General features: G+C 68.6%; 13 protein-coding genes. 6 read left to right on the forward strand and 7 right to left on the reverse strand.

Features of this window, described 5'->3' with window-relative positions:
* Positions 1 to 9: 9 nt before the first annotated feature.
* Positions 10 to 1,635, reverse strand: coding sequence for a chaperonin GroEL (gene groL, locus HNP02_RS08700; RefSeq protein ID WP_184437177.1), 1,626 nt, complete (start codon positions 1,633 to 1,635; stop codon positions 10 to 12).
* A gap of 180 nt (positions 1,636 to 1,815) precedes the next feature.
* The gene (locus HNP02_RS08705) at positions 1,816 to 2,379 is read right to left on the reverse strand and encodes a TetR/AcrR family transcriptional regulator (RefSeq protein ID WP_184437178.1); all 564 of its coding nucleotides are present in this window, start codon (positions 2,377 to 2,379) and stop codon (positions 1,816 to 1,818) included.
* A 96-nt stretch (positions 2,380 to 2,475) separates the two neighbouring features.
* Between HNP02_RS08705 and HNP02_RS08710 the strand changes: the two genes are divergently transcribed.
* Positions 2,476 to 3,384 (forward strand): SDR family NAD(P)-dependent oxidoreductase, encoded by a 909-nt coding sequence (locus HNP02_RS08710; RefSeq protein ID WP_184437180.1) that lies wholly within the window; start codon positions 2,476 to 2,478, stop codon positions 3,382 to 3,384.
* Positions 3,385 to 3,393: 9 nt separating this feature from the next.
* Entirely contained in the window at positions 3,394 to 3,903 is a 510-nt protein-coding gene (locus tag HNP02_RS08715; protein WP_184437182.1) for a cupin domain-containing protein, read from the forward strand.
* Here HNP02_RS08715 and HNP02_RS08720 read toward each other — a convergent pair.
* On the reverse strand, positions 3,888 to 6,416 hold the full coding sequence (locus HNP02_RS08720; protein WP_184437184.1) for an excinuclease ABC subunit UvrA: 2,529 nt from the start codon (positions 6,414 to 6,416) through the stop codon (positions 3,888 to 3,890). The genes HNP02_RS08715 and HNP02_RS08720 overlap by 16 nt on opposite strands.
* Before the next feature lie 45 nt (positions 6,417 to 6,461).
* Positions 6,462 to 7,256 (reverse strand): polysaccharide deacetylase family protein, encoded by a 795-nt coding sequence (locus HNP02_RS08725; RefSeq protein ID WP_184437186.1) that lies wholly within the window; start codon positions 7,254 to 7,256, stop codon positions 6,462 to 6,464.
* A gap of 147 nt (positions 7,257 to 7,403) precedes the next feature.
* Here HNP02_RS08725 and HNP02_RS08730 point away from each other — a divergent pair, with 147 nt between their 5' ends.
* Genes HNP02_RS08730 through HNP02_RS08740 form a run of 3 tightly spaced genes read left to right on the forward strand, consistent with a single transcriptional unit; the run spans position 7,404 to position 10,278 of the window.
* Positions 7,404 to 9,095 carry a DEAD/DEAH box helicase gene (locus tag HNP02_RS08730; protein ID WP_184437188.1) on the forward strand — a complete coding sequence of 564 codons (1,692 nt, stop codon included), beginning with the start codon at positions 7,404 to 7,406 and terminating at the stop codon, positions 9,093 to 9,095.
* A 10-nt stretch (positions 9,096 to 9,105) separates the two neighbouring features.
* The gene (locus tag HNP02_RS08735; protein WP_184437190.1) at positions 9,106 to 9,819 is read left to right on the forward strand and encodes a peptidase E; all 714 of its coding nucleotides are present in this window, start codon (positions 9,106 to 9,108) and stop codon (positions 9,817 to 9,819) included.
* A 3-nt stretch (positions 9,820 to 9,822) separates the two neighbouring features.
* Positions 9,823 to 10,278, forward strand: a complete 456-nt coding sequence (locus HNP02_RS08740) for a GNAT family N-acetyltransferase (protein ID WP_184437192.1) — start codon at positions 9,823 to 9,825, stop codon at positions 10,276 to 10,278.
* A 149-nt stretch (positions 10,279 to 10,427) separates the two neighbouring features.
* On the opposite strand, the gene HNP02_RS08745 is transcribed toward HNP02_RS08740, so the two are convergent.
* From HNP02_RS08745 to HNP02_RS08755, 3 genes are read right to left on the reverse strand one after another with little or no spacing between them, the layout of a single operon-like run.
* Entirely contained in the window at positions 10,428 to 11,240 is an 813-nt protein-coding gene (locus HNP02_RS08745; protein WP_184437194.1) for an HAD-IIA family hydrolase, read from the reverse strand.
* 47 nt (positions 11,241 to 11,287) lie between these two features.
* Positions 11,288 to 12,724: a PH domain-containing protein gene (locus HNP02_RS08750; RefSeq protein WP_184437779.1), complete on the reverse strand. Its 1,437-nt coding sequence runs from the start codon at positions 12,722 to 12,724 to the stop codon at positions 11,288 to 11,290.
* Positions 12,725 to 12,759: 35 nt separating this feature from the next.
* Positions 12,760 to 13,242, reverse strand: a complete 483-nt coding sequence (locus HNP02_RS08755; protein WP_184437777.1) for a PH domain-containing protein — start codon at positions 13,240 to 13,242, stop codon at positions 12,760 to 12,762.
* 25 nt (positions 13,243 to 13,267) lie between these two features.
* Between HNP02_RS08755 and HNP02_RS08760 the strand changes: the two genes are divergently transcribed.
* Positions 13,268 to 14,182, forward strand: coding sequence for an SDR family NAD(P)-dependent oxidoreductase (locus HNP02_RS08760; RefSeq protein WP_184437196.1), 915 nt, complete (start codon positions 13,268 to 13,270; stop codon positions 14,180 to 14,182).
* Positions 14,183 to 14,184 lie beyond the last annotated feature (2 nt).

Below are 14,184 nucleotides of genomic sequence, written 5' to 3' on the forward strand. Positions count from 1 at the left end.
TAGCTGGACTTAGAAGTCCATACCGCCCATGCCACCGGTCGGGTCGCCCGCGGGTGCGGACGCCTTCTCCGGCTTGTCGGCGACGACGGCCTCGGTGGTGAGGAACAGAGCCGCAATGGACGCCGCGTTCTGCAGCGCCGAGCGGGTGACCTTCACCGGGTCGGCAACGCCGGCCTTCAGCAGGTCCTCGTACACACCAGTGGCCGCGTTCAGGCCGCTGCCGGCGGGAAGGTTGGAAACCTTCTCGGCGACGACGCCCGGCTCCAGGCCAGCGTTGAAGGCGATCTGCTTCAGCGGAGCCGACAGCGCGACACGCACGATGTTGGCACCAGTGGCCTCGTCACCCTCGAGCTTCAGGTCGTCGAGCGCGGGAGCCGACTGCAGCAGAGCCACGCCGCCACCGGCGACGATGCCCTCTTCGACGGCGGCCTTGGCGTTGCGGACCGCGTCTTCGATGCGGTGCTTGCGCTCCTTGAGCTCCACCTCGGTGGCAGCTCCGGCCTTGATCACCGCAACACCGCCGGCCAGCTTGGCCAGGCGCTCCTGCAGCTTCTCGCGGTCGTAGTCGGAGTCGCTGTTCTCGATCTCGGCACGGATCTGCGCGACCCGGCCCGCGATGGCGTCGGAATCCCCGGCGCCCTCGATGACCGTGGTCTCGTCCTTCGTGACGACGATCTTGCGAGCAGTGCCCAGCAGCGCGACGTCAGCGGTCTCGAGCGAGAGGCCGACCTCCTCGCTGACGACCTGGCCACCGGTCAGGATCGCGATGTCCTGCAGCATGGCCTTGCGGCGGTCACCGAAGCCCGGGGCCTTGACGGCGACGGACTTGAAGGTGCCACGGATCTTGTTGACCACCAGCGTGGAAAGGGCTTCGCCCTCGACGTCCTCGGCGATGATCAGCAACGGCTTGCCGGACTGGATGACCTTCTCCAGCAGGGGCAGCAGATCCTTGACCGTCGACACCTTCGACGACACCAGCAGGATGTACGGATCCTCGAGGACCGCTTCCTGACGCTCGGCGTCGGTGACGAAGTAGCCCGAGATGTAGCCCTTGTCGAAACGCATGCCCTCGGTGAGCTCGAGCTGCAGGCCGAAGGTGTTGGACTCCTCGACCGTGATGACGCCCTCGTTGCCGACCTTGTCCATGGCCTCGGCGATCAGGTCGCCGATGGTCTGGTCACCGGCGGAGATGCCCGCGGTGGCAGCGATCTGCTCCTTGGTCTCGACCTCCTTGGCAGACGCCAGCAGCGTCTCGGTGATCTTCTCGACGGCCTTCTCGATACCGCGCTTCAGGCCCAACGGGTTGGCGCCGGCAGCGACGTTGCGCAGGCCCTCGCGGACCAGTGCCTGAGCGAGAACGGTGGCGGTGGTGGTGCCGTCACCCGCGACGTCGTCAGTCTTCTTGGCGACCTCTTTGACCAGCTCGGCGCCGATCTTCTCGTAGGGGTCCTCCAGCTCGATCTCCTTGGCGATGGACACGCCATCGTTGGTGATCGTGGGGGCGCCCCACTTCTTTTCAAGGACGACGTTGCGGCCCTTGGGGCCCAACGTCACCTTTACCGCGTCAGCGAGGGCATTGAGGCCCCGCTCGAGGCCGCGACGGGCCTCTTCGTCATACGCAATTGTCTTGGCCATTGCGAAGTGATTCCTCCGGATTTGGGGATCGCACGTGTGTGGCCGGGATCAGTGCCCGCGACGGACGCCTAGGGTGTGCTCCCGCAGGTGCGGCCCTAGACTCACCGTCCCGACCTAGCACTCGCCGATCGCGAGTGCCAACGTCATTTCTAGCACTCGGCCATGGCGAGTGCAAGGTCGCTAGGGCGCTCGGAGACCGTCCAAGACCACCTCAGTAAGCCTCCCGGCGGTCTCCGGCGTGTATGCCTGCATGGCCTGGCATCCGACCACGATCGCCTTCACGTCCTTGACGCCGACGTCGCGCCGCACGGTGCCCGCGTCCTGCGCGGCGCTCAGCAACCCGCCAAGCAACGACAGGAACGCCTCCTCGAACTGGGGTAACGCGTCGTCGATCTTGATCCCGGCGCCGGCGAGCGCGTCGGTGAGGCCGCGGTCCGTCGCGCCCCACTGCAGCACGATCGAACGAAGGAAGGTGAACAGCGCGTCGCCAGGATCGCCCGACGTCAGCAGTGCGTGGCCGTCGTCGACGATTCCGCGGATGCGGTCCTCGATGACCGCGCGGAAGAGGTCGTCCTTGGTGGGGAAATGCCGGTAGACGGTGCCTGCGCCGACGCCGGCCCGCCGGGCGATCTCGTCGATCGGTACCGAGAGCCCCTCGGCCGCGAAGGTGTCGTAGGCGACCTCGAGTACGCGGGCGCGGTTGCGGGCCGCGTCCGCGCGCAGCGGCCGGTCGGGTTGAGCCAATTCACACCTCGGGAATAGTTAAGCGGGGCGTACGTTCCGTATAGTCGTAACCAAACGGGGCGTCTGCTCCGTTTAACACTGTACCGAGGAGAACCAATGCTTAAGTGGACATCCGCCGACATTCCCGACCAGACCGGCCGCGTCGCCGTCATCACTGGCGCCAACACGGGTCTGGGCTACGAGACCGCCGCGGCACTCGCGGCCAAGGGTGCGCACGTCGTGCTCGCCGTCCGCAACCTCGACAAGGGCAAGGACGCAGCGCTCCGCATCGCGCAGACCACTCCCGGCGCCAAGGTCGACCTGCAGGAGCTCGACCTGACCTCGCTCGACTCGGTTCGCTCGGCCGCCGAACAGCTGAAGTCGGACCACGACGCCATCGACCTGCTGATCAACAACGCAGGAGTGATGTTCACCCCGAAGTCGACGACCAAGGACGGCTTCGAATTGCAGTTCGGCACCAACCATCTTGGCCACTTCGCATTCACCGGCCTCTTGCTCGACCGCGTGCTCGCCGCACCTGGATCGCGCGTGGTTACCGTCAGCAGCGTCGGACACCGCTTCGCCCGTCAGGGAATCCGCTTCGACGACCTCCAGTGGGACCGCGACTACAGCCGCGTCGGCGCCTACGGGCAGGCCAAGCTGGCCAACCTGCTGTTCACCTATGAACTGCAGCGCCGCCTCGCCGGCACGCAGACCATCGCCACCGCGGCTCACCCCGGCGGATCGAGGACCGAGCTGACGCGCAACCTGCCGCCGCTGGTCGGCGCGCTGACACGACTGGTCGAGCCCCTCTTCCAGGGCCCCGACATGGGCGCCCTCCCCTCGCTGCGGGCGGCCACCGACCCCAGCGTCATCGGCGGGCAGTACTACGGCCCCGACGGTTTCGCCGAGCAACGCGGCTACCCGAAAATCGTGTCGTCCAGCGCGCCGTCGCACGACGTGGACGCACAGCGTCGGCTGTGGACGGTCTCCGAGGAACTGACCGGAGTCAGCTTCCCGGTCTAGCTTGGAAGTGTGTCGCTCTGGAGCCTCAAAAACGTGCTGCCCTATCCCCCGGCCCGCTATACCAAGGACGAACCCGAGGTCAGTGCGTGGCTGCGCCGAGGCGACCAACCGCCGGACTACGACTCCTTCGGGTTGGTGCAGTACCACTACGTGGCCAACCAGCAGAACACCAACGGCGACTACGGCCTGTACCGGGTCGAGCTCGCGCCGAAGGCCGGCGGGCCGGGGCCGCACTTCCACCGGGCGATGTCGGAGGCCTTCTTCGTGCTGTCTGGCGCGATGAGGCTCTACGACGGCACCGACTGGATCGACGGCACGCAGGGCGACTTCCTCTACGTCCCACCTGGCGGCGTGCACGGTTTCCGCAACGAGGCCGACGAGCCCGCGTCGATCCTGATGCTGTTCGCTCCCGGCGCACCCCGTGAGCACTACTTCGAGGGCCTCGCGCAGCTCCACGAGTTGACCGACGAGGAACGCAGCGCCTGGTTCATCGCCAACGACAACTACTTCGTCGAGTAGGCGGGGAGCCGGGCTGCCAGATACGGCGCAGTGCGGCTCCCCTCCGCACGGGCCACCTCGCCCGGAGTTCCCGACGCCACCACGCGACCGCCGGCATCGCCCGCTCCGGGCCCGAGGTCGATGACCCAGTCGGTGCCTGCCACCAGCCGCATGTCGTGCTCGGCCACCACGACGGTGTTGCCCGCGTCCACCAGCCGGTGCAGCTGACGATCCAACAGGTCCACGTCGGCGGGATGCAGGCCGGTGGTGGGTTCGTCGAGGACGTAGAGGGTGTGTCCGCGCCGCGGCCGCTGCAGCTCCGAGGCCAACTTGATCCGCTGCGCCTCCCCACCGGACAGCTCCGTCGCGGGCTGGCCTAGGCGCAGATACCCCAGCCCGACTTCCTGCAGTGTGGCAAGACTCCGCGCCGCGCCCTGAACGTCGGCGAAGAATTCCGACGCCTCGTCGACCGTCATCGCGAGCACGTCCGCGATCGTGCGGTCTCGGTAGCGCACCTCGAGGGTGTCCTCGTTGTAACGGGCGCCGTGGCACGTCGGGCACATGCCGTACGTGCCCGGCAGGAACAGCAGTTCCACCGACACGAAACCCTCGCCCTGACAGGTGGGACAGCGGCCGTCAGCGACGTTGAAGGAGAACCGGCCCGCCGTCCAGCCTCGCCGCCGCGCCACGGGAGTCGCCGCGAAGACCTTCCGCACGGCGTCGAACAGCCCTGTGTAAGTAGCCAACGTCGAGCGCGGGGTCCGGCCGATCGGGCGTTGATCGACGGCGACCAGCCTCTTGATCTGCTCGACGCCGTCTGCCGTCACGCCGATGCTCGCATCGTGATCGAGGTCGACGATCTCGGCGTCACCTTCGTCGCCGTCGGTCTCCTCGATCGCGCCGCCACCTAGTTGCCGCCTGACGACGTCGCCGAGAACCTTGTAGACGAGCGTCGACTTGCCAGAGCCGGAGACCCCGGTGACCGCGGTGTACACGCCGAGCGGGATGTCGACGTCGAGATCGCGCAGGTTGTGAAAGCGGATGCCCCGCAACGCCAAGGTGCCCGACGGGTGGCGCGGCGTGCGGGCGGCGGGGGCCTGGTCGCCGAACAGGTAATCGCGGGTGACGGACGCGGCCACGTCGGCAAGGCCGGCCACCGGCCCGCTGTAAAGCACCTCACCACCAAGCTCGCCTGCGCCGGGCCCGACGTCGACGATCCAATCGGCGCGGCGCACCACGTCCATGTCGTGCTCGACGACGAACAGCGAGTTACCCGCCCGCCGGAGTCGGTCGAGCACGTCGAGCAACGGCTCGGCGTCAGCCGGGTGCAGGCCTGCCGACGGCTCGTCGAGGACGTAGAGGACACCGAACAGGCCCGCGCGCAGCTGGGTGGCCAGCCGCAGACGTTGCAGCTCGCCCGGCGACACCGTGGGGGTGCGACGGCTCAGCGTCAGGTAGCCGAGTCCGAGGTCGATGAGGACCTCGATGCGGGCGACCAGGTCGGCGGCGATCATCGTCGCGACCTCGGTCAGCTCACCCGACTCAGTGGACTCGTAGGCGGCCTCGAACTCGGTGCGGGTGGCGGCGGGCCGGAGCGCATCTGCGAGTTCGATCAAGGGCAGCGCGACGAGCGCCGCGATGTTCTGGCCGGCGAACGTCACGGCAAGCGCCTCGGGCCGCAGCCCCGATCCGTCGCACACCGGGCAGTCGACGCTGTCGACGAACTTCAGCACCCGCCTGCGCATCATCGCGCTCTGCGAGTTCGCCAGCGTGTGCCGAACGTGCCGCTCGCCGCTGGAGAAGGTGCCGTTGTAGGTGTAATCGGCGATCACGTCATGTCGGTGGGGGTGGATCTCGACGGTCGGCTGCTCGTCGGTGAAGAGGATCCAATTGCGTTGCCGCTTTGGGAGTTTGCGCCACGGCTTGTCGATGTCGTAGCCGAGCGTGATGAGGATGTCGCGCAGGTTCTGCCCCTGCCAGGCTCCCGGCCATGCGGCGACGGCGCCCTCGCGGATGGTCAGCGACGGGTCGGGAACGAGCGTGTCCTCGGTGACCTGGTGAATGCGGCCGAGGCCGTGACACTCGGGGCAGGCGCCAACGGCGGTGTTCGGGGAGAACGCGTCGGAGTCCAGTCGCTCGGTGAAGCCACGCGGGAACGTACCGGCGCGGGAGAAGAGCATCCGCAACAGGTTGGACAGCGTCGTGACCGTGCCGACCGACGACCGCGACGATGTCGCGCCACGGCGCTGCTGCAGCGCCACGGCGGGCGGCAGCCCGGTGATGTCGTCGACCTTGGGCGCGCCGGTCGGCAGCAGGAGCCTGCGGGCGTATGGGGCGACGGACTCGAAGTAGCGGCGTTGCGCCTCGGCGTAGATCGTGCCGAAGGCCAGTGACGACTTCCCCGACCCCGAGATCCCGGTGAACGCGACGAGTGCGTCGCGCGGGGCGGCGACGTCGACGCCGCGCAGGTTGTGCACCCGGGAGCCGAAGACCCGGACGAACGGATCGTGCTCGGCGGGCGTCTCCTGCGGCATCCGATCATTCTGCGCGTGGCCGACCGGACTATCGCGTAGGAACCGTCACTGAACCGATTGCCCGGCCAACGGCACGAATTCCCACCCGGCCGCGCTCAGCGCCGGAATCGCGGCCGCCACCCCCGCGGAGGTGCCCGACGCGGGATGGTTCATGTGGGCCAACACGATCGACCCCGGCGTCGCTCCCGTGATCGCGGCGCCGACCTTGGCTGCCGGCAAGGTCGCGCCTTCGTCGGCGTTGACCGAGAAGCCGACGGGAGTGAGCCCGAGCTCGTGCACGATCTGTACGGCGACATCGTCGTAGTGGGCGGTGCCCGTGCGGTACCAGGATGGCGCCTTGCCGGTGAGCGCCGCGAGGCGGGTCTGATTGGTCCACACCTCGTCGACCGCCTGGTCGGCGGATGTCGTTCCCGCGATCCCGTATGCGGACCGGCCCGTCACCGACAGCGGTACGTGGCGCGTGCCGTGATTGCCGATCTCGAACAACGGATCGGCGGCCAACTGCTCGGCCCGCCCAGGGTTGGCATCGATCCACTTCGAGCAGAGGAAGAGCACGGCAGGCACGTTGTTGCGCTGCAGCGTGTTCAACAAGGCCTCGTCGCACGCGTGGTCGCACGCGTCGAACGTCAGCGCGAGTTGGCGACCCGTCGCCGCAAACCCCGTCACGATCCCCGGCAGCGCCATGCCCCACTGCGTCGGCGTCTGCCCGGCGTTGAGTGCCGCGATGGACCCGGGGTCGAGACCCGATGCGGCGGCCGCAGCGGCGGGCCTACCGACACCGCTACCGAGGACGGCAGCGGTACCTGCGATGGTCGCAAGGAACGTCCGACGGGTGTGCACCAGCGGACGGTAGGTCCAGAGCCTGAGTCCACCTTGGGAACGAGGTGGCAAAGCTCTGGACGCGGGTCGTCGACGACACGCCGAGAGGAAATGCGCAGCCGGAACCCCTTGCCCTAGACTGCCCTTCGACCAGATAGGAGTCTCAGGGTGCGGGCTTACACAGCGCCCAGCACCCAGGCGTTGCGGGGCTGGCAGCGTCGGGCTTTGGTGCGCTATCTAACGTCGGCTCCTCGCGACTTTCTCGCGGTCGCGACCCCGGGAGCAGGCAAGACGGCGTTTGCGCTCCGCATCGCCGGGGAGCTTCTGACCCAGGGCGTCGTCGAGCGGATCACCGTCGTGGTCCCAACCGAGCACCTCAAGGTCCAGTGGGCGCAGGCCGCCGCAGCGGTCGGGATGTCGCTGGACCCCAAGTTCAGCAACTCATCGGCGCAGAACTCCGACGAGTACCACGGCGTCGTCGTCACCTACGCCCAGGTGGCCAGCCACCCCGGCCGACACCGGGTCCGCACCGAGAACCGCAAGACACTCGTCGTGTTCGACGAGATCCACCACGGCGGAGACGCCAAGAGTTGGGGCGACGCGATCCGGGAGGCATTCGACGACGCGACCCGCAGGCTGGCGCTGACCGGCACGCCCTTCCGCAGCGACGACAGTCCGATCCCGTTCGTCAGGTACGAGCGCGGCCCCGACGGGCTGGAGCGCTCGCAGGCCGACCACACCTACGGGTATGCCGACGCGCTGGCCGACGGTGTGGTGCGGCCGGTGGTGTTCATGGCGTACTCGGGCGAGGCCCGGTGGCGGGACAGTGCGGGCGAGGAACACGCCGCCCGCCTTGGTGAGCCGCTGAGCGCCGAGCACACGGCACGGGCTTGGAGGACCTCGCTGGATCCCACGGGTGAGTGGATGCCCGCGGTCATCGCTGCGGCCGAGACCCGGCTGCAGCAGAAGCGTCAACACGTACCCGACGCCGGCGGCATGATCATCGCCTCCGACCAGACCGCGGCCAGGGCCTACGCGAAGCTGCTGACGGAGCTCACTGGCGAGGCGCCGACGATCGTGCTGTCGGACGACAAGGGTTCGTCGGACCGCATCACGAAGTTCTCGCAGGGCACCAGCCGGTGGCTGGTGGCAGTGCGCATGGTGTCCGAGGGCGTCGACGTGCCCCGGCTCGCGGTGGGGGTGTACGCCACCAGCGCGTCGACCCCGCTGTTCTTCGCGCAGGCGATCGGCCGGTTCGTGCGCTCCCGCCGACCGGGCGAGACGGCGAGCATCTTCCTGCCGTCGGTGCCGAACCTGCTCATGCTGGCCAGCGAGATGGAAGCGCAGCGCAACCACGTGTTGGGCAAGCCGCATCGCGAGTCGCAGGGCGACGAGTTCGAAGAATACGAAGAGAAGCAGAAGTCCGAGCCCAGCGAGATGGACAACGGCTTCGAGATGCTTGGCGCGGACGCCGAGCTGGATCAGGTGATCTTCGACGGCTCGTCGTTCGGCACGGCGACGCCGGCGGGCAGTGACGAGGAGGCCGACTATCTCGGCATCCCGGGTCTGCTGGATGCCACCCAGATGCGAGATCTGTTGCGGCGCAGGCAGGAAGAACAGTTGGACCGCCGGACCGCGGCGGGCGGAACGGTGCCGGTGGTGTCAACGACGCACGGCCAGCTGCGCGACCTGCGGCGTGAGCTCAACGCACTGGTCACCCTGGCCCATCACCGCACCGGCAAGCCGCACGGCTGGATCCACAACGAACTCCGTCGGCTCTGCGGCGGACCGGTGCTTGCGGCGGCGAACTCCGAACAGATCTCGGCGCGCATCGAGGCGGTCCGGTCGCTGAAGACCTAACCTTCCAACCATGCCCGCCGATGCACCCACGATCCTGGCCACCAGCGGTGGGATCCAGGAGGGGCGACGAACCCGACTCGCCTTCAGCGCCCTGACGGACTACGCCGTCGACCTGTCCGGGACGACGGGCCGAGCACCCCGGGTCTGCCTGCTGGCCACCGCGATGGGTGACGACCGGGCGACACTGCACTACCTCACCGAGGCCGCGCAGGAGCGGGGCTTCGCCGTATCGCACCTGGCCTTGTTTCCCATGCCCAACGTCGACGACATCACCGAACGACTGCTCGCACAGGACGTGGTGTGGGTGTTCGGCGGCAGCGTGGCGGGACTGCTGGCGATGTGGCGACTGCACGGGGTCGACGCCGCGATGCATGCCGCCTGGCAGGCCGGGGTGGTACTGACCGGCATCTCGGCAGGGTCGATCTGCTGGCACGTCGGCGGCACGACGGACTCGTTCGGGCCGGATCTTCGGCCCGTGACCGACGGACTGGGCTTCGTGCCGTTCTCCAACGGCGTGCACTACGACTCCGAAGAGGAGCGACGGCCACTGCTGCAGCGCCTGGTGGGTGACGGCACGCTCCCGTCCGCGTACGCCACGGACGACGGCGCGGGCGTGCTCTATCGCGGTACCGAATTCGTGGAGGCGGTCGCCGAGAACGGCGGCGCCGGAGCATATTTCGTGGAGTCCGGTGTCGAAACCGCGCTCGACGTGCGTCGGCTCTGATCCATGGCGGACATCGCGTTGCGTCCCGCCACCACGGACGACGCCGAGTTCTTCTTCGCACTGCACAAGCGGTCGCTCGGCCCGTACGTCGACCAGATCTGGGGTTGGGACGACGACGAGCAACGCGCTTACATGACAGGCGTTTTCGATCTGGGTCGCGTCCGCGTCATCGTGGTCGACGGCGTGGACGTCGGAAGGCTCGACGTCGAGGAGCGCGACGACGAGGTCTTCCTCGGGCTGATCGAACTGGCGCCCGAGTATCAGGGTCGCGGCATCGGCAGCCGCGTCATCAGCGAGCTCATCGACGGCGCCGACGGCAAGCGCGTGACGCTCAGCGTCCTCGGTGTCAACGAGCGGGCGTATCAGCTGTACCGCAGGCTCGGTTTCGCCGAGGTCTCGCGAGACGGCGTCGCGCCCGAGGTCCGGATCCGGATGGTGGCCGTCATCGCGTCGCGGTGAGCGATTCGAAGTGGGTCTGCATGACAAGCCGCCGAGCGTGCACAGAGGGCGGAAACGATCACGGAATCCCGCCATGGACACACGGTGGGCGGCGGTCGACGTGGTGTCCCGCGACGACATGATCCGCGCCGGCAGCGACTGAGCGCGGGTTACAGCCCCAACAACTCCGGCAGGTCGGCGACCGACTCGATGACGTGGTTGGGCTGCATCGCGTATTCGTCTGCGGCCCAACGATCCAACGTGTCCTGCCGGAACTTGCCTGTGCGCACCAGCACCCCGGTCATGCCGACCACCTGCGCGGCCAGCACGTCGTTGTTGAGGTCGTCGCCGACCATGTACATCTCCTCGGGGTCGACGCCCAGGCGACCGGCCGAGGCCAGGAAACCCTCGGGCGCCGGTTTGCCGACGGCGGTGGCCTTGCGCCCCGACGTCTCCTCCATGCCGATCAAGTACATGCCGGTGTCGATCCGCAGCCCCTCGGTGGTGTTCCACGACGTGCTGCGGTGCATGGCGACGACGGGCACGCCCTGGGCCATCCAGTCGTAGACGCGGCTGAGCGTGACGTGGTTGTACTCGGGTCCTGCGCCGCCGAGCAGGACGACATCCGGCGTCTCGGGCACCGCATCGCCGACCTCACTGGCGTAGACGAGGTCGATACCAGGCATGTCCTCGCCGATCTGGCCGCTGTTGACCAGGAAACATCGCGCGCCCGGATAGCGGTCCCTGACGTAGTCCGCGGTCAGCACTGCAGCGGTGATCACCTCGTCGGCGACGACGTCCATGCCCGCATCCGTGAGCAGGCCCGCGATCTGGCTACGGGTGCGCGTCGTGGTGTTGGTGAGGTACGTCCGCGCAATCTGGTTCTCCGCCAGAACCCGCAAAGACTCCGCGGCGCCGGGGATGGCCTGCCACGAGGTCACCAGGACGCCATCGATGTCGAACAGCACTCCACCGACAGCCATGCAGCCGACAGTAAACGGCCCATGTCCCGGCGCAACTCGGGCGCCCACTAAGAGTGAGCCGGCCCTCGGATCCAGTCGCAGTCGGCCACCCACGGCGATGCCGCCGCGGCGACCGACCACGCCAGTTCAGCGGGTACGTCGAGCACGCGGTAACCCTTCACGCCCGCGGGCGTTGCCGCGATCAGCGTGGCGACCCCGGCGCGGCGCTGAAACAGCGTCTGGCGTGCGGTCCAGCCGATGATGCCCTCGGCGGCCAGGCAGTCGCGGCGCCGGTCCAGGCTGCCTGACCTGGCCACCAGCCAGCCGTTGCCGACGCGATGGCCCAGCGCGCGGGACCGGTCCGCGGCCAGGAACACCCCTGCGGCGATAACCACTCCGCACAGCACCCACGCCCATGGCGTCACTGCGGCGACGACCGCCGTCACCCCCAATCCGACCGCGAACAGCGCCGGAAGCGCCAAGGCGCGCGTCCAGCGCCTGCGGGTGGCGGCCGGACCATGGTGGCGCAACTCACCCGTCACCGCGTCCGGCTGTCCGATCAGTTCGGTCAGCACCGCCTCGGCCGTCGCGGCCGGGCACGGTGGCAACAGCAGCGACGCTTCACCCGACCCGACCACGCCGGTCATCACGGCATCAAGGCGTGCACCGCCGAACGCCCGCACCAGCAAGGGTTGGCGGATCGTGCCGCCGCGCAGGCGACGCATGTCGTAGGTGTGTTCGCGCACCCGCAGCAGGCCGTGCTGGAGGTGCAGCACTCCGGCCCCCTTCTCGTCGCGCCGGGACAGCACCAGGTTGCCGAACGTGACCAGGGAACGAACAACGGAGAGAAGCACTCCGAGGAGCAACAGGGCGAGCACTGCCACGCCCACGGTCGCAGCCACGCCGAGGCGCTCGGCGGCGTCGAGACTCTGCTGCGTGAGCGGCGAATCCTCTAGTGCCGCAACGGCACCCGTTTGGTAGATCACGCCGACGGCGGCGGCGATCGTGGCGAGTCCGGTGAAGCTCAGCGGGCTGTACCGCAGCCACGACGGCTGCCACCGCGCCAGCACCCGCTCCGCCGGTGCGACGTCGTCACCGGTCTCCAGCGAGTCCGCGAGCAGGAGCGCGCGCAGCGCCGGCACCTCGTCGGCCCGGACGGCGTCGAGTGCGAACCCGGCGTCGCCCTTGACCTCTTGCCCCGTGCTGACCTTCACGACGGTCAGCCCGAGGATCCGGTGCAGCACCCGCGCATCGGTCGACACCGAGCGAATCCTGTTGCGCGGCACCGACAGCACCGAGCGCTGCAGTACGCCTTCGCGTAGCTGGATCTGTTCGGCGTCGATCCGGTAGGTGGTGGTGAACCAGCGCGCGACGCCGAACCCGACCATCAGCACCAGCACGGCGATCGACCACATCGCGTTGCCCGTCGCCGACCCCAGCACGACGGCGCCGATCAGCAGCGGGACCTGCCGCAATATCTCGTGCACCGGATGTACCAGCAGCATCAGCGGACTCAGCCTGCGCCACGGCACGGGAGCCGTCACGTCGCGTCCCGATCGCCGATCGCGGCGATGTCGGTCAGGTGCGCGGCGATCCGGTCGGCCACCTCGGAGTCCAACGCGACGATTCGCACCGCACCCGCCGACGACGCCGTCGTCACCGTGACGTCGGCAAGGCCGAACAACCGCGCGAGCGGACCCCGGTGAGTGTCGACCGTCTGCACGCGCGAGATCGGCGCGATGCGACGCTCCTGCACCAACCAGCCGGACCGGGTGTACACGGCCTGCGCGCCGACCTCCCAGCGGTGAACGCGGTACCGCCACACCGGCGCCACCACCACGAACGTCGCGATACCGACGACGGTCACTCCGGCCGCGACGGCGTGCAGCCAGCCCAAGCGCGCGTCGAGCACGAACCACACCACCTGCGCCACGGCGAGCACCGCCCATGGGATCGCCGCGCCGATGGCCCATACCAGCGGCGCCTTGCGGCTTGGCGGATTCGCAGGATCGACGAGTGTCACCATCCGTCTGAGTATGGTCTTGCTCATGAGCGCCAACAGCAAGTGGACCGCTGCCGACGTGCCCGATCAGACGGGCCGGGTCGCCATCATCACCGGTTCCAACACCGGCCTGGGCTATGACACCGCCCTGATACTGGCCAGCCGCGGCGCGCGCGTCGTGCTCGCCGTCCGCGACACCGACAAGGGCAACGCCGCCGCCGCCCGCATCGTGGGTGCCCACCCTGGCGCCGACGTTGCGGTCCAGCCGCTGGATCTCGGCTCGCTGCAGTCGATCCGGACGTCCGCCGAGGAGTTGAAGGCGGCCTACCCACGGATCGATCTGCTGATCAACAACGCCGGCGTAATGTACCCGTCGCCGCGGCAGACCACCAAGGACGGCTTCGAGCTTCAGTTCGGCACCAACCACCTCGGCCACTTCGCGCTGACCGGGCTGCTGTTGGAGAACCTGTTGCCGGTCGAGGGTTCCCGCGTCGTGACGGTCGCCAGTCTCGGCCATCGCTTGCTCGCCAAGATCCACTTCGACGACCTGCAGTTCGAACGCAGCTACAACCGGGTCGCCGGCTACGGGCAGTCGAAACTGGCGAATCTGCTGTTCACTTACGAGCTTCAGCGCAGGCTCGGCGGGCACAACGAGGCGACGATTGCGGTTGCCGCGCATCCAGGCCTCTCCGACACCGAACTGGCGCGGCACATGCCCGGGGTGTTGGTCCCCGTGGTGGGGCTGGTCGCGCAGAACCCGGCGATGGGCGCGCTGCCGACGCTGCGGGCGGCGACGGACCCGACGGCGCGCGGCGCCGAGTACTACGGACCCGACGGTATCGGTGAATCGCGTGGCCACCCGAAGGTCGTCAAGTCGAGCGCGCAATCGCACGACCAGGACATCCAAGGCCGGCTCTGGACGGTGTCCGAGGAGCTCACCGGCGTCACCTACCCGCTTTAGTC

It is taken from the genome of Mycobacterium sp. AZCC_0083 (assembly GCF_014202335.1).
Classification (GTDB): domain Bacteria; phylum Actinomycetota; class Actinomycetes; order Mycobacteriales; family Mycobacteriaceae; genus Mycobacterium.

Bases quoted from the DNA above. Each gene is read 5' to 3' on its own strand.
- HNP02_RS08710 (WP_184437180.1), top strand. From the start codon at position 2,476: ATGCTTAAGTGGACATCCGCCGACATTCCCGACCAGACCGGCCGCGTC.
- HNP02_RS08740 (WP_184437192.1), top strand. From the start codon at position 9,823: ATGGCGGACATCGCGTTGCGTCCCGCCACCACGGACGACGCCGAGTTC.
- HNP02_RS08760 (WP_184437196.1), top strand. From the start codon at position 13,268: ATGAGCGCCAACAGCAAGTGGACCGCTGCCGACGTGCCCGATCAGACG.
- HNP02_RS08735 (WP_184437190.1), top strand. From the start codon at position 9,106: ATGCCCGCCGATGCACCCACGATCCTGGCCACCAGCGGTGGGATCCAG.
- HNP02_RS08720 (WP_184437184.1), bottom strand. From the start codon at position 6,416: ATGCCGCAGGAGACGCCCGCCGAGCACGATCCGTTCGTCCGGGTCTTC.
- HNP02_RS08750 (WP_184437779.1), bottom strand. From the start codon at position 12,724: ATGCTGCTGGTACATCCGGTGCACGAGATATTGCGGCAGGTCCCGCTG.
- groL (WP_184437177.1), bottom strand. From the start codon at position 1,635: ATGGCCAAGACAATTGCGTATGACGAAGAGGCCCGTCGCGGCCTCGAG.
- HNP02_RS08745 (WP_184437194.1), bottom strand. From the start codon at position 11,240: ATGGCTGTCGGTGGAGTGCTGTTCGACATCGATGGCGTCCTGGTGACC.